11 protein-coding genes are annotated in these 15,555 nt (G+C 58.7%); 4 read left to right on the plus strand and 7 right to left on the minus strand.

The window, feature by feature from the left end:
* Positions 1 to 64 precede the first annotated feature (64 nt).
* On the minus strand, positions 65 to 2,599 hold the full coding sequence (locus tag K3G63_RS10035) for a M14 family metallopeptidase (protein WP_409070869.1): 2,535 nt from the start codon (positions 2,597 to 2,599) through the stop codon (positions 65 to 67).
* A gap of 250 nt (positions 2,600 to 2,849) precedes the next feature.
* On the opposite strand from K3G63_RS10035, the gene K3G63_RS10040 reads away from it, so the two are divergent.
* Positions 2,850 to 4,787: a CocE/NonD family hydrolase gene (locus tag K3G63_RS10040; protein WP_220613995.1), complete on the plus strand. Its 1,938-nt coding sequence runs from the start codon at positions 2,850 to 2,852 to the stop codon at positions 4,785 to 4,787.
* Positions 4,788 to 4,878: 91 nt separating this feature from the next.
* On the opposite strand, the gene K3G63_RS10045 is transcribed toward K3G63_RS10040, so the two are convergent.
* The gene (locus K3G63_RS10045; protein ID WP_220613996.1) at positions 4,879 to 5,139 is read right to left on the minus strand and encodes a hypothetical protein; all 261 of its coding nucleotides are present in this window, start codon (positions 5,137 to 5,139) and stop codon (positions 4,879 to 4,881) included.
* Between the two features lie 166 nt (positions 5,140 to 5,305).
* Between K3G63_RS10045 and K3G63_RS10050 the strand changes: the two genes are divergently transcribed.
* Positions 5,306 to 5,800 carry a hypothetical protein gene (locus K3G63_RS10050; RefSeq protein WP_220613997.1) on the plus strand — a complete coding sequence of 165 codons (495 nt, stop codon included), beginning with the start codon at positions 5,306 to 5,308 and terminating at the stop codon, positions 5,798 to 5,800.
* Between the two features lie 72 nt (positions 5,801 to 5,872).
* On the opposite strand, the gene K3G63_RS10055 is transcribed toward K3G63_RS10050, so the two are convergent.
* Positions 5,873 to 7,261: a RagB/SusD family nutrient uptake outer membrane protein gene (locus K3G63_RS10055; RefSeq protein WP_220613998.1), complete on the minus strand. Its 1,389-nt coding sequence runs from the start codon at positions 7,259 to 7,261 to the stop codon at positions 5,873 to 5,875.
* A gap of 52 nt (positions 7,262 to 7,313) precedes the next feature.
* Positions 7,314 to 10,382 (minus strand): TonB-dependent receptor, encoded by a 3,069-nt coding sequence (locus K3G63_RS10060; RefSeq protein WP_220613999.1) that lies wholly within the window; start codon positions 10,380 to 10,382, stop codon positions 7,314 to 7,316.
* Between the two features lie 304 nt (positions 10,383 to 10,686).
* Between K3G63_RS10060 and K3G63_RS10065 the strand changes: the two genes are divergently transcribed.
* Positions 10,687 to 11,862, plus strand: a complete 1,176-nt coding sequence (locus K3G63_RS10065; protein ID WP_220614000.1) for a ribonuclease D — start codon at positions 10,687 to 10,689, stop codon at positions 11,860 to 11,862.
* A gap of 80 nt (positions 11,863 to 11,942) precedes the next feature.
* On the opposite strand, the gene K3G63_RS10070 is transcribed toward K3G63_RS10065, so the two are convergent.
* Both K3G63_RS10070 and dtd read right to left on the minus strand, forming a co-directional pair.
* Positions 11,943 to 12,269, minus strand: a complete 327-nt coding sequence (locus K3G63_RS10070; RefSeq protein WP_220614001.1) for a nucleotide pyrophosphohydrolase — start codon at positions 12,267 to 12,269, stop codon at positions 11,943 to 11,945.
* 78 nt (positions 12,270 to 12,347) lie between these two features.
* Positions 12,348 to 12,797: a D-aminoacyl-tRNA deacylase gene (gene dtd, locus K3G63_RS10075; protein ID WP_220614002.1), complete on the minus strand. Its 450-nt coding sequence runs from the start codon at positions 12,795 to 12,797 to the stop codon at positions 12,348 to 12,350.
* Positions 12,798 to 12,962: 165 nt separating this feature from the next.
* On the opposite strand from dtd, the gene K3G63_RS10080 reads away from it, so the two are divergent.
* A complete protein-coding gene (locus tag K3G63_RS10080; RefSeq protein ID WP_220614003.1) occupies positions 12,963 to 14,438 on the plus strand; it encodes a hypothetical protein in 1,476 nt (491 codons plus the stop codon).
* Positions 14,439 to 14,528: 90 nt separating this feature from the next.
* Here the strand turns inward: K3G63_RS10080 and mltG are convergent, their stop codons facing one another.
* On the minus strand, positions 14,529 to 15,551 hold the full coding sequence (mltG, locus tag K3G63_RS10085; protein WP_220614004.1) for an endolytic transglycosylase MltG: 1,023 nt from the start codon (positions 15,549 to 15,551) through the stop codon (positions 14,529 to 14,531).
* Positions 15,552 to 15,555 lie beyond the last annotated feature (4 nt).

The raw sequence follows: 15,555 nt of genomic DNA on the forward strand, positions 1-15,555 counted from the left end.
AAAGCCCCGCTGGTAATCACCGGCGGGGCTTTGCTTTGTAAGAAGGGGTAGCACTGAAGGTTACTTACTGGCCCACCATAAAAACGGCGTTGCCAAACAGCAACTTTCCTCCTTGCCAGAATGCCCGGAATAATGGGTTATCGGCAAGGTAAACTACTTGCCCCCGGCCCAAATCCTGGCTGCCCAGCACAAATGAGTCGGTGAGGGCCCGTTGGGCTTGGCGGCCCGTAAAGCCAGCGGCGTATGCATTCTTCTTGAGCACTCCCACGTTCCAGCCACCCTGGGGCATGAAGCGGTAATTGGGCGTATCGCGCAGAAGAGCGTAGTACGTGCTGCCGTAGCCAAACGCCAGCGGATGGGTATTGTCGAGCGCCACCCGATACACGCTACCCTGTACCCGCTCGCCAATCTGCTGCCGCTCAGCATCGGAGTAGCGGCGCAAGGCGGCATACGGGTTCGACTTCTTCGCGGCGGTAGTATCAGCCGACTTAGTTTTGAGCAGAAAGTCCTTTTTGCCCGCTAAGAAGCGGGAAGCGCCTTCCAGGGCAATCAGGCGGCCACCGGCCCGCACCCAGGTTTTTACGTTTTCCAGTCCGCGTTCCGTTAGCACGTTGTCGTAGCTGCCATCCGGTAAGATGAGCACATCAAAGGCTCCCAAGGGCACACTGTTGAAGTAATCAGTTCCTAACACCGACACGGGGTAGCCAATCTGCTGTTCGAAGAAGTGCCACACCTCCCCGAAAGCCGTAGCATCAACTCCAGGCCCGGCCAGGATAGCTACTTTCGGCTGCTTCAGGGGCCGCACCGAGCGGGAGCCTAAGTCGCCACCCGTGGTAGAAAGCCCTGATTGCACGGCCTGCACCAACACGCCCGCCGAATCAGCCTGGGCGCGCACCAATTGATCGAAGCGGGCGCCGAGTCGCTCGTTGCCCGTACGCGGAATGATGAGGGTGCCCTGCTGGTATTTCTGGCCTTCGGTTTCGAACGGCTCATCGGCCACCCGCACTTTCACGCCCTGCTGCTGCAAGCGGCCCAGGAAGCGCACATCCTGCAAGCTATTCCAGCGGGCTACGTAGGCGTAGGGCGTTTGCGAAGAGGTAGCAGGCTGGGAGCTGGCAGTAACGGTAGCTTGCTTGGGCGCCGCGCCGTTCGCCTCCACAGTGCTCCGTAGCGCGTACCCTTTCAGGCCGAACGCATACGGCAACGACCACGCAGTGAGGTCGTAAGTCAGGGAGTCTTCCAGGGTAGCCTGGGGCTCGAACAGCACCTTAACCAGCGTCGATTTGGGCTGGTACATGCTTACTACCACGTCGCGAGGCTCAATCTGTACGGTTTCGGTCTGGCCGGTGGCGTAGTTGTAGCCGCGCTGCTTGCTGCGCTTGGTGGCATACCCATAGCTGATTTGCTGGCGGTCCAGGTACTGAGTGAGGGCGCGCACCTGGCCGGGGTCAGCCGAGCCTGCCAGCACGTAGGACTTATACTCGCCGCGGGGCTTGGTGCGCGCGTCGGTATAGAACTTCTGGAATTCCCGTATCAGCTCCTCGTGGCGGTCAGAGGCGGCTTGAAGGGTAGCGAGGCTGGTGGCATGATGGTGCTCGATGCGCTGGGCCAGGGTAAGCGTGTCGCCGTCGGCTTTGGCATAGCTGATACCAGCCGGGCCGCCACCGCCCTGCTCGTAGGTCATGCCAATGGCGCCGTTAAAGGAAGGCCAGGTGTCGCCGTAGAAGGGAGCAAACAGGTCGTAGGTTTCGCGGGTAAAGTACAGCCAGTTGTTTTTATCGAACACCTTGCGGTTGTAGTCCCCGATGATGTTCTGAAACTTGCGTTGCCACTCCGTAAGGTCGGCGTGGAAGGGTTTGGCCGCGGGCGAGAAGTAGTACGGATTGTTGGGGCCCATTTCGTGGAAATCGGCATGAACCTGGGGCAGCCACTGGTTATACACCGCAATGCGCTGGCGGCTTTCCTGTTGGGTTTGCCAGGCCCAGTCGCGGTTCAGATCGAAGTAGTAGTGGTTGTAGCGTCCGCCAGGCCAGGGCTCATGGTGCTCCCAGCTCAGGGCCGATGCGTTAGGCTGCTGGTTAGCTACCCGGTTGTACCACTGGGCGTACCGGTCGCGGCCGTCGGGGTTCACGCAGGGGTCCACAATTACTACCAGGTTCTGCAGCCACTGCTGCATTTGCTGGTTCTGGGGGTTAGCCAAGTCGTAGAGCACCTGCATCACCGCCTCCGACGACACGGCCTCGTTGCCGTGTACATTGTAGCTAAGCCACACCACCGCGGGCTGTTTGGTGGCAGCGCTACCTTTTTCCAGCCCCGCTAAGCGCAGGTTGTTTCGGCGGATATCGTCGAGGTTACTGAGGTTGCCGGGGGTAGCCACGTACACCAGCTCTAGCGGCCGGTTTTCGTAGGTGCGGCCGTAGCGTTGCAGCTTCATCTGCCCGGGGGAGTGCTGCACTACGTGGTCGACGTAGCGAAGCAGCTCGGCGTGAGGAGTAAAGCGGGTGCCCAGCTCATATCCCAGAAATTGGCGCGGAGTGAGCAAGGGGCCTTCGGAGGAAGTAGCCGGCGCTTGGGCAAAGGCCGGTGGTGCCAGCAGCACGCACAGCAGCCATAGCCACGCTGCTCGGAATCGGAGGTTCAGCACAGATGTGAGGGTAGCACCGACCAGGGCCGGCGGGTTGAGGAAAGGTTTGTTAGCCAAAGAAAGCAGAATGTAAGGTCTGTTAAGACAAAAAGATGCAACTGTTGCGCTGTAGCTGCATTTTCTGCTTCGGCTGGTCGGCTCCTGATTGCCACTGCTTAACTTACCGGCGGCTCCGGTCTTTCCTTCCTTTCTATCCTGCACGCACATGCCCTACCCCTACCTTCGCCCTGCCCTACTGGCAGCCCTGCTGGCAACTGGCAGCTACGCCGCCCGCGCCCAGTCGGCAGTGTCGTACCCCTTGCCTTCGGAAACAGATAAGCAGCAGCAAGCCCTCGCCCTTGCTGATACGCTCTACATCCAGCAGCACTACAACAAGCTGGAGTATCAGATTCCGATGCGCGACGGAGTGAAGCTCTATACCGTGGTGTACGCGCCCAAGGATGCGGATAAGGGAAAGTACCCCATTATGCTCAACCGCACCCCGTACGCGGTGGGGCCGTACGGACCAGGCAAATACAAAAAGTCCCTGGGGCCCAGCAGCACCATGATGCACGAGGGCTACATCTTTGCTTATCAGGATGTGCGGGGCCGGTATATGTCAGAGGGTCAGTTTGTGGATGTACGGCCCGAAAAAGACACGTACAAAGGCAAAAACGATATCGATGAGGGCACCGACACCTATGATACCATAGAGTGGCTGTTGAAGCACGGGCCCAGGAATAACGGCCGCGTCGGGCAGTGGGGCATCAGCTACCCCGGCTACTACACGGCAACCGGCTTACTGAGTCGGCATCGGGCCCTGAAAGCCTCCTCGCCCCAGGCACCCATTGCCGACTGGTTCTGGGACGACTTTCACCACAACGGCGCGTTTTTCCTGCCCCATGCCTTCAACTTTCTAGCGTCCTTCGGGCTGCCCCGGCCCCAGCCTACCCCTACGGGCAACCCCGCCTTCCAGCACGGCACCCCCGATGGGTACGACTTCTTTATGCGCCTTGGCCCGCTGAAAAACGCTGATGCCAAGTACTACAAGGGCCAGGTAGCTTTCTGGAATGAAATGACCCAGCACCCGAACTACGACGAGTTCTGGCAGGCCCGCAACCTACGTCCTCACCTCAAGAACCTGAACAAAGGCACGGCCGTGCTTACCGTAGGCGGCTTCAATGATGCCGAAGACCTGTTCGGGGCCCTGAAGATTTATGAAACCATTGAAAAGCAGAACCCCGGCATGCGCAACGGCCTCGTAATGGGCCCGTGGGTACACGGCGGCTGGGCCCGCGGCACTGGCGAAATGGTAGGCAACGTGGCCTATGGCGAGTCGCCCTCTTTGTATTACCAGAAGGAAATTGAGGCGCCTTTTTTCAAAGCCTACCTCAAGGATGGCAAGCCTGCTACTACTCCTGAGGCCACCATTTTCGAGGGTGGCACCAATAAGTGGCGCACATTTGCCGCCTGGCCGCCCACGGAAGCGAAAGAGCGTACGCTGTACTTTCAGCCGGGCGGCAAAATTAGTTTCGAACAACCCAGTGGCGGCGCTGAATTCGACCAGTACCTCAGCGACCCGGCCCACCCCGTGCCTTTCTCTGAGGCTACTACCACTGGCATGACCCGTGAGTACATGACCGACGACCAGCGCTTTGCCGCGCGCCGCCCCGACGTGCTTACCTACCAAACCGAAGTACTTACCGACGACCTCACGCTGGCTGGCCCCATTGAGGCCCTACTGCAGGTGGCTACCACCGGCACCGACGCAGACTGGGTTGTAAAAATCATTGATGTGTACCCCGATAATACGCCGAACAACGCCAGCCTCAACCCGGCAGTAAAGCTTGGTGGGTATCAGCAGATGGTACGCTCAGAGGTAATGCGCGGCCGCTTCCGCAACAATTTCAGCAAACCGGAGGCTTTTATACCTGGCCAGGTAACCGCTGTTCCTTTCACGGTGCAGGACCTGTGTCATACGTTCCGCAAAGGTCACCGCCTGATGGTGCAGGTACAAAGCACCTGGTTTCCGTTAGTAGACCGGAATCCGCAAACCTTTGTCCCCAACATCTTCGAGGCCGATGAAAAAGACTTTCAACCGGCTACCCACCGCCTCTACCACTCGCCGCAGCACGCTTCCCAACTGAAAGTGCGGGTGCTGTAAAGCGGTGAACTGGCCAGTGGAATATGCGACAGGGCCGTTTGCGCACACTGAACATCACACGCACCAGTTCACCGTCCTGCTAGTTCATCTACTACAATCGGGCAACGTTGCTGTAATCCATTTCGCGGGGCTGCTCTTTGAGTTGATACAGCACACTTTCCGCTACCCCCCGGCCAAACAGGCTAACGCCGGCATTGAGTACGGCCAGGGCCGCAGTGCCGGCTGCTACCCACTCAGAAGTGGAGTGGCCGTTGCGTTTTTTGTCGGAGGCCCACTGCACCAGGCACGTGCCTAGCCCGATGACTACCAGCCCTGTCGGGGCGAATACCAACCATTTTGTTTTGTGCGTCATCGGAAGTGGGAAAGAGCTTGGGTGAAACAATTTGCCGGCGCCAGTAATCATCGGCTGCTGACCAGCACGTCAAAATACACAATCGTACCTTTACAGCGTGGGGTTACGTCTGGCCCTAACTATCTTTTGCCCGCCCACCCCCTGAGTCGGCCTTTTTTGCTTCCATATGCTTGCTCCTCCTTACCAGCGGCTCCTGCAGGTGGCCTTTTCTTCCGAGGCCGATGCTGCCCGCTACCTCCACCCTACCACCCTGGCGGCTTACCGTACCTTCGAGCAGGCCTCTCCCCACGACCTGGCTTACCGCTTCGAGCGGGTGCGCCTGGGCGTGGCCCTGGCCTTGATGAAGCTGCTCTCCGACTTGGGCGACCTGGAGGAGGCGCGCCGCGTTATGGATGTGCTGCACCGCGCCCTGCGCGCGCCTAGCGTGGCCGCCATCGACGCTACCATTCACAAGGAAGCCAACGTATTTGAGCAGCTCTACACCAACCTTTACGTGAACGAGGAAGGCGAACAGCTCCTCAACCTCTTTGAGCGTACCCTCGATGCTGACTCCCAGCCCCTCATGGATGAGGCTATCCGCGAAGCACTCCGGCTGGCACCCAAGCTGGACTTTAGCCACCTGAACGAGGAAGAGGAGGAGGAAGAAGACGAAGAAAAGTAGATTCTATATGCATAGGAACGCCCGCTTCGGTTTATCGAAGCGGGCGTTTCTTGTAACTTGGCACTAGGGCAGTTAATATCCCTCGTTTTGCACCAAGTTGGGGTTAGCGTTGATTTCCCGCAGTGGAATAGGGAAAATTAAGCGGGGCGAGTTGTAGGGTAGTGTAACGGGAGGATTACCCAAATCAACCGTTGACTCTTTGTTCCGCTTCAGGTCTCCCAGGCGAAATCCTTCCAGGGCCAGTTCCAGGCGCCGCTCCTTCAGAATGTCATCCAAAGTCAGCGTTGTTAACGGAGCCAGGCCAGCCCGTTCCCGAATGGTGTTAATATCGTCCAGCGGGGCAGCGCCTGCAGTTGTACCCGCCCGGAAATTGCCCTCGGCTCGGTTGAGGTACATTTCTGCCAGTCTGAACAGCTTGATGTTGCCATACAGCACATCGTACTTACCGGAATAGGCAGGTCCACCATCAGGATCAATCAGGATCAGATCCAGCCGCTCATCGCCCGACTCAAACTGATCAATCAGCTGATCATTGATATTCACATCGGCCCGGCGGTTAACGGAGTAGTACGTATTCAACTCGTTAGCCCCACTTTGGGAACTAATCTGAATAGCGAAAATATCCTCTTGTGTGTTACCCAGCAGGTCATTCGACGAGGTGAACTCCTCCGCGTAGCTGGAAGTCAGGGAGTAGCGGCCGGAGCTAATCACCCGATTAGCAGCGGCGGCGGACTCGGCAAACTTGCTTTGCTGCAGATACACCCGAGACAGCAGCGCCGCTACCGAGTACCGGTTGGCAAAGAACCCATTGTTGTTCGCAGGGTTAGCCGTTGTTAGCCGGGCTTCCGCAGTTGTAAGATCCGTTAAAATCTGCGTGTACACCTCCGCAACGGTATTACGGCGTACTTGGCTTTCCCCCGAAATAGCGGTAGTAGGACTCAGAACCAGGGGTACGCCCAGATTGGTCTGCGGATTGCCGTCGTTCCAGTCGCGGGCGTACAACCGAACCAGATCAAAGTACAGCAGAGAGCGAATGAATTTGGCTTCACCTTCTACACGAGCCTGCTTGGCCGGTGTGTCCAGCTTGTCTAGGTTGGCGAGTACGTTGTTGGTGCGGTTAATGACGTCGTAGGCATTGGTCCAGATGGAGGTAACGAAGCCATTGTCCTTGAGTATTTGTTTGCGGGCGGCTTGGTTAGGAGGAATAAATGTGCCCACAAATGAGATTTCGCCGTTATCCGCCAGCAGATCCGACAGCAACTGGATATTGCCCCCGTAGGCATCTGCATTTTGAAGGCCGGTATAGCAGCCAACCAGGGCAGCCTCTACGTCAGCGGAGGTTGTTAGCGCGTTAGTGGCATCAATGCTATCGGTAGGCTCAACATCAAGCTTACTATTGCACGCCGTGAATGATCCTGTAAGCAGACAGGCAGTGAACAGCCCGTACAGTATTTTTTTCATAATGAAGGCTCGCTAGGAAAGTGAAAAGCGCTTACAAAAGCTGGTCGACGCTTTAAAACCCAATGTTTACCCCAATGGTGTAGGTCTTCGGCTGCGGGGCAGTGTAGAAGTCGATACCTTGGTTGATGTTGTTCTGGCTCTGGCTGGCCGATCCGGTTAGGTAGTCGGTGCTTACCTCTGGGTCCCACCCTTTATACTTGGTAAACGTCACCAGATTCAGGCCCTGCACGAACACCCGCGCCGACTGCAAAAACACTTTCTGAGCCCAGGCAGCCGGGAGATTATAGCCGAGCGCTATTGTCCGCAGCCGACCATAGGACCCATCCCGCACGAAACGGGAGGACAAGCCAATGCCATTTCCCCCCAGGTATTCAGCGCGGGGCACATTGGTGATATCGCCGCGCTTCTGCCAGCGCTGCAACTGGTCGCGGGTCTGGTTATCGGGGCCGTTATTAAAGCCCACCGAATAATACTGACCTGCTCCGTCAAAGATGCTATTGCCAAACACGCCTACCAGGGTTGCCGTCAGGTCGAACCCTTTAAACGAGAACGTGTTGGTGAGGCCTCCCGTCCACTTCGGGTTGGGGTTTCCTACTACCACTGAGGTGGCCTCGTTGATGTTGTTGGTAGTGCCACGGTTAGTAGTTCCGTCGGCATTCGTCGAATTCAGATAATACAGCGCGTCGCCATTTTCCGGGTCCACACCTGCGTACTCTGGTCCCACAAATACGCCCAGCGGCTCTCCTTCCTGAGCCCGGCTCAGGAAGCTACCCAGAATGGGAGGCCCATCAAGGTCAGTAATCCGGTTGATGTTGCGCGAGGCGTTAAACGAGGTCGTCCACGTAAAGTCACCCACGAAATTGCGGGTGGTAAGCGAAAACTCAGCCCCGCGGTTGCGTAGGCTGCCGATGTTGCGGAACAGGGAGGTAAAGCCCGTAGTGCCGGGTACCGGACCAAACAAGGCGAGGTCAGTGGTGCGCTTTTCGTACACATCTACTTCCCCGGAAATCCGGTCTTTGAACAAGCCAAATTCAATACCCGCATCGGCTTGCGTAGTAGATTCCCACGTGAGGTCGGGGCTAGCCAGCGAGATTGGCCGCTGCCCCGGAATGCCTACGTAGCCCGAGGTGCCGGCAAATAAAGCGCGCGAGGCAAAGTTTGTGAAGCCTTGGTTACCCGTCCGCCCAATGCTGATGCGAGGCTTTAACATACTCAGCACCGCGTTGTCTTTCAGGAAAGCCTCTTCCGTTGCCAACCAGCCCAGCGAAGCAGCCGGGAAAAAACCGTAGCGGTTATTAGACCCAAACCGTGAAGATCCGTCGTAGCGGGCACTTACGCCCACCAGGTATTTACCCCCGAAGGCGTAATTGGCCCGGCCGAAGTAGGACACCAGCGTGTTGTTGGTGCGGTTAGAGCCCCCGGCAGTGATTAAGCTGGCATTGGCCAGGGTCTTGTAGGCGTCGGAGGCGAACTGAGTGCCAGTAACGTTATTGCTGGTAAGCTGGGCCGACTCAAAGGAAGTACCCAGCGTCAGCTCCAGGGAGTGCTGCTCACTAAACGTGTTGCGGTAAGTGGCAAAGTTGTTGACTACCACCCGGGCATTCGTGGAACGGGCGCTAAAGCCAAAACCGTTGGTAGGCCCCGTGTTACGCGAGGTAATACGCCCTAAGAACTGGTCCTCGCTCTGGTTTAAAACGTCTACCCCTAGCTCGGAGCGGTAGGAAAGCCCCTTCACGATGTCCAGCTGCGCATAAACGTTGCTCAGCGTCCGGTATACAATGGTATTGTACGAACCGTTCTCGATGCTTAACAGCGGGTTGTAATAGAAGGGAAACGTGGTGTTGGGCTCACCGGTAGCAGGGTCCAGAGAACCGCTCAAGAGGTTTGTGCGCGGGTCGATTAACGGAGTGATAGGAGCCAGCGCCACGATTTGCATCGGGTTGCTAAAGGCGTTGTCGTTTGGCAGACGCTGGTTGCGCGAACGAGACAAGGCGGCGTTTATGCCAATAGCAAGCCTATCATTGGCTTTGTGGTCGACGTTAAAGCGGGTAGAGATACGCTCATACTTGTTACCTACAATGATGCCGTTCTGATTGCTGTATTGCCCCGAGATGAAAAACTTGGTTTTTTCATTGCCCCCGCTGGCACTCAGATCATACTGGCTGAACGGAGCATTCTGGAACACCTCATCCTGCCAATCGGTATTGTAGGTCAGCGGATCTGTTACGCCGCCCGCGTAGGTCCGCAAACGGGTTGTATTTGCCGCGGCGGTACGCCCACTGTTGACCAGTGCCTCCGTCAGCAGGGTAACGTACTCCTGGCTATTAAGAAACTCGCGCTTGTGCGTCGGGCTACTCGTACCTGTCTGAAAACCCAACGTAAATCGGGTAGCGCCTGATTTGCCGCGCTTCGTTGTGATGAGCACTACCCCATTGCTGGCCCGTGAACCGTAGATTGCGGAGGCCGAAGCATCCTTCAGTACCGTAATACTCTCAATATCATTGGGGTTGATATCGGCAATGGGGTTGGTGGCTGCCGAAGTTGACGAGAGGTTGTCGGCCAGCACCGGAATACCATCTACCACGTACAGCGGCTGGGTATCGCCACTGATGGAGGAAACGCCCCGCACGCGCACCCGGATGCCCTGGCCCAGCTTGCCGCTGCTATTTTCTATAAATACCCCAGCCGCGCGGCCCTGGATAGATTGTTCGAAGCTCTGGACGGGCTGGTTGCCTACATCCTTGCTGCTGAGCTGCGTTACCGAGCCCGTCAGATCTGCTTTCGACTGCGTCCCGTAGCCAACGACGACGGCCTCGCCCAGCTCTGTCGCGCTGCTTTTCAGCGATACGGCCACCGTCGTACGGTCACCCACTGCCACGTTCTGCGTTTCAAACCCAATGGAGCTGAGCACCAGCGTGGCACCTGGTTGCACCGAAAGAGTAAAGCTACCATCGGTGCCGGTGCTGGTACCATTGGTGGTACCGCGCTCCAGCACCGTTACGCCGGGCAACCCCGAGCCGCTGGCGTCCGTTACGCGTCCGCTCACTGTGCGCGTCTGGGCTGTGGCCGATGTGGCTAGCAGCACCCCACACGCTAGTGGAATGAGGAAATTTTGTTTCATACTGAACCTAGCCCTCCTTAAGGCCGATTAGAGTGAAAAAAGCCGGTCCGCTGTGCCGGCAAAAGCGGAGTTAAGCACGCAAAATACATGCGTTTGTTCTGCTTGCATAGTAAATGCAGACAGAACGGGAGCGGGCGGGAACAAAGGTGCTTGCAATAAGCAATATAAAATCTAAAGTAAGTACCCCGTTTCTTCTAGTAATGGACGCAGTGGTTTTGCTACTCCCGCTGACTACCTTTACTACATTGTCCTCAATATCCATCCCGAAGCCCATGGCTTCCCCTCTTCGAACTTGTCCTACCTAATGCCTGATATTCAGTATATCACGGAGGGTGCGGCCGTAGCCCAGGCCGCTCAGGCCCTGCACCAGCGCGCCCGCCTCGCCATCGACCTGGAATTTGACGATATGCGGCACCGCTACGGCCGCAACTTGGCTTTGATTCAAATTTTTGACGGCGACACCGTTTTCCTTATCGACCCGCTTCCCCTGACCAACCCGGCTCAGGAACTAGAACCGTTGTGGGCCGTCCTGCGCGACCCTGCCGTGGAAAAAGTATTTCACAGCTGTAAGTCCGATATCCTGCTGCTCGATGAGCTGTACGGCGTTCATGTGCGCACTATCACGGATACCAGTGTCCAATATACGCTTTTAGCCGAAGCTGATAACAATATTTCCCTGGGCCGCCTGATTCAGCAGGAGCTGGGCCTGGAAGTAGATAAAGGAGAGCAGAAATCAAACTGGCTGAAGCGTCCGCTTACGGAAGCCCAAATGCAATACGCAGCCAACGATGTGCTCTACCTGTTTGAGCTGACGGACCGCCTGGCCGCTAAACTGGCGGCGCTGGGCCGCAGCAGCTGGGCAGAGCAGGAAAATCGCGCCCTGGAAGAAGTGCGCTACTCCCGCGACGAGCGTCCCTACCTGCGCCTGGCCGGCAAATACCGCATTCAGGCCCAGGAGTTGCCGTTATTCCGGGATTTATTTCTGCTGCGCGACGAGGTAGCTCGCTATATCGACCGGCCAACGTACATGGTAGCCAGCAACGACCGGCTGGCCGAACTAACCCGCCTGCCCGTCACCAGTTCCGGTCATCTGCGCAACGCTCCGGGCTTGCACCCCGAGTTGAAGCGCAGCCCCTTCGCCGAGCGTCTTGTGAACCTGGCTCAGGAGGAGCGGGAGCCGGAGCCGCCGCTACCCGCTGAACAGCGGCGCTTTCCGTTTCGCCGGCGCCTTACCGGAGCCAAAGCCGCCGAAGCAGATGCCCGTGAGGCGCTGCTGATGACGCTTAAAACGCACTTGGCCGAAGACCATAGCCCCATTATGGCTAACCTTGTGCTGAGCAACCGTCTCATTGCGGATATTATTGAGCAGGGCGCCAACCAAACCCTCCGCCCCTGGCAGCATCAGCTGCTGGTAGATACGGCCCAACACCACGGCCTCGATTTTCAGCAAATAGCGCAGCCTTTCGAAGCGAAAGGCTAACAGACCAGCAGCACAGGCAGGCGGGCGAAACGACTGGTTCCGTCCAGCTCGCCTGTGCTGCCGGGCGACTATCTGGCTGCTCAGTGAAGCTTCTCGTTTTGCTGATGCCGGGTAGCGTCGCGCCGCGTTTTTTTCTCCAGGTTACGTTGCAGAGCTTCCGTTAGGTTGACGCCGGTTTGGTTGGCCAGGCATAGTACCACGAACAGCACGTCGGCCAGTTCATCGGCCAGTACCTTATCCTTGTCGGACTCCTTGAAGGATTGCTCCCCGTACTGGCGGGCAATGATGCGCGCGACCTCGCCCACTTCTTCCGTTAGCATGGCCAGGTTCGTTAGCTCGTTGAAATATCGCACACCAGTGGTCTGAATCCACTGGTCTACCGTTTGCTGGGCTTCGTCAATAGTCATAAGGCAAGGGGGTAAAGGAAGAGAGGGCACTTGTGAGGGGTAGGCACGCGCCTACCTGCACTGCCGCCGCGCTACCTGTTAGCTTACCGGCGAATCGAGGACAATGGTTACCGGGCCGTCGTTGAGCAGCTCCACTTGCATGTCGGCCCCGAACTGGCCGGTAGCCACCGGCCGGCCCAGCAATGTTGCTACCTGCTGCACAAACTGCTCGTAGAGCGGAATGGCCACGGGCGGGGAAGCGGCGCCAACGTAGCTAGGGCGGTTGCCCTTGCGCGCATCGGCCAGTAGCGTAAACTGGCTTACGATAAGCACCTCCCCGGCTACGTCCTGAACGGAGCGGTTCATCTTGCCTTCCTCGTCGGCGAAGATGCGAAGCTGCACTAGTTTCCGGGCCATCCAGTCCAGATCCGGAGTTGTATCGGAGAGGGCAAACCCGGCCAGCACCAGCAGGCCCGGGCCAATCTGCCCAGTGACCCGGCCTTCCACGGTTACCCGCGCCTGCCGGACGCGTTGCAGCACGATGCGCATACGTATAGTTTGAGAGGATGAAAAGAGCCGCTGCCGGGCCGTGGCTGGCAACTACGGCCGCAAGTACGCAGGCCGTCGCCGTACTTGCAGCTTTTTCCGGCCGAAAACCGCATATTGCCCGTGCTCCGGGGCTGCGGAGCGGCTTCACCCTTCGTTTTGCCCGGCTTGCTTCTCTCCTTTTCTTCCCGCCTCTTGGGGCTGCTAACCGCCCTGGTGCTGCTAACTATGGTGCGGCTCTATGGGCTGGCTGGGGCGGCCCTGCCCGATTACGACTCGGTGCGGAACTGGCAGATTGTGCAGGAGGTAGCCACGGGGCGCCTTACGCACCTCTTTCACCACGGCAGCCCCCTGTTCTCGCTCGTGTACGCCCCCGTAGCGTGGATAACAACGGACTACCGCGTGTTTCAGCATCTGAACGCCTTAGGGGCAGTGGGGGCGGTGGGGTTGCTTTCCGCTTTTATTAGTCGCGAGGCCCGGCTGCCCGGCTGGCAAGCGGGGTTGCTGGTGCTGCTGATGGGAACCAGCTTGTTGCTGACGTTTTCCGGCCGCGACTTTACCATGAGTTCCTGGAGCCTGCTCTGCTTTGCGGGGCTGTTGCAGGCGTATTACTACCGGCTGCGACGGCCTGCGGCAAACACCCTGTACCGGGCGGTAGGCTGGCTGGTGCTCGGGCTGTGCTTCAATTATAAGTTTTTACTTGTGCTACCCATTCTGGCCGTGCTGGAGTGGTGGCAGGCCGATGGGCTGCTGTGGCGCCATGGGCACTGGTGGCGGGTAGCCGGGCTGATGGCGGCCCCCTACCTGCTGCTTGGTACTGTAGGAGTGCTAGCCGGGCTTCCCTGGTATCTGTGGCCGGCTATTTACTACAAGGTGGCGTTTCCGGACGCGGCGAATGCCGCGGGGCGGGCGGCCACTATCCGCCCCGACGGCCTCTACTACTTACGCTACCTCTGGGAGTTTGAATCGGTAGTGGTATGGCTTGGCCTGCTTGGGCCGCTGCTGCTGCTTCCGCGCTTGCGGCGCGGTACGGCACTACCGCTGGAGGTGTACCTGGCCGTGTGGGGCTGGTGCCTGCTGGCGGGCATGTCATTGCTGGTGAAGGCACCCCGCGGGCTGCTATGGGCCTATGGGCTCTGGTATGCGCTGGCGCTGCTGCAGCTGCGGCGCCTACCCGCGGCGGCTCTGGCGGCACTGGTTCTAACGGCCATCGGGCTGAATGTAGCCCGGATTCAGCGCGAAATTTATGCCTACGCGCCCACTGCCTACCCCGCCGTAGCCGTATGGCTACAGCAGCACCGGGCGGGACCCGTAGCCAGCACCATCGGCATTGGGCTGGCTCCCTTCCGGACCCCGGCTGATTCAGTACAACCGATTTTTTTGCCGCAGCAGGTGCAAGCACTACGCCGCCGGGGCTACCGTTATCTGCTGCTCGATGGGTACTGGCGCGTTGCTAACGTCCGGACCTTGGAGGCTTGGTGGCACCGGCCGGCAGTAGCCGTGTGGCGCGAACCACAGCTCACTTCTCCCCTCCTTTTTCTGGAACACTCCGAATTTACGGGCCTGGGCTACGAGCAAACGCTGCGCCTTCAGCACGCCGCCAGCCGCGACTCTACCCAACTGCGGTTGATAGAGCTGGAATAGGGCGCTAGGCAGATGACGCAGATGTGAAAAAGCCAGCTTAGCTGCCGGGCTGGAAGTCAATGATATTAAGTTTCTGCCTCTGGTTTCACCTTACCGCTTCACGCCTAAGCTATCCAGCCAGTGCTGGTACCGCCGGGCATTGCGCTTGTGCTCGGCAAACGTCACGGCAAAATCGGAGTAGCCGCTACCCCCCGGGCGGGCACAGAAGAACAGGTACTCGTGGTGAGTGGGCTGCAGCACGGCATCCAGGCTCTGGCGGTTGGCGGAGGTGATGGGGCCCGGGGGCAGCCCTTTGTGCTTGTAGGTGTTGTAGGGCGAGTCGACGAGCTTATCCCGGTTCAGTACCCGCCGCACGCCGAAATTGCCGATGGCCCAGAGCAGGGTGGGGTCGGCCTGCAGGCGCATACCGCGGCGCAGGCGGTTGAGGTAGGTGCCGGCAATCAGGGGTTTGTCTTCCTTCTTGGCCGTTTCGCGTTGCACAATGCTGGCCAGCACGTGCACCTCAGTAGGCGTCAGCCCCAGCGAGTCGGCGCGCCGCTGGCGCGTGGGCGTCCAGAACCGGGCGTGCGTGGCCGCAGCAGAATCCAGAAACTGCCGGGCCGAGGTATTCCAGAGCAACCGGTAGCCGCCCGGCAGGAACAGCGTCAGAATGGTGGTAGTATCCAGCTGGTAGCGCCGCTGCAGAAAGGCATTGTTCTGCAACAGGCGGCGCAGCTGCACCGAGTCGGTTTCCAGCTGCCGGGCTACCTGCCGGGCCAACTGGGGTTTGTACTTGAACGCATCGAGGGTAAAGGCCACCGTGTCCTGCTCGCCGCGCAGCAGCATTTCCACCAGGCCCGAGTTGCTTAGGCCCGGGCGCAGCAGGTAGCGCCCCGGTTTCACCTGCGCCGGGTAGGCCCGCCAGCGCGCCACCCGCTCGAAAGTAGTCAGGTCATGCAGCAGTTCATACTTGCGCAAAGAGTCCAGCACGGCCGCATAGCCCGTACCGGTGCGGATGTAGAGGTAAGCCGGCCCGAACGCCGAGTAGCGCACGTTGGGCTTCCAGAGCACGTACCACGCGGCCCCCAGCGCGCCGGCCAACAACAGAAACACGAGCAGCGCGGGCCAGAGCAAACGG

The organism is Hymenobacter sp. HSC-4F20 (assembly GCF_019599275.1).
Taxonomy (GTDB): domain Bacteria; phylum Bacteroidota; class Bacteroidia; order Cytophagales; family Hymenobacteraceae; genus Hymenobacter.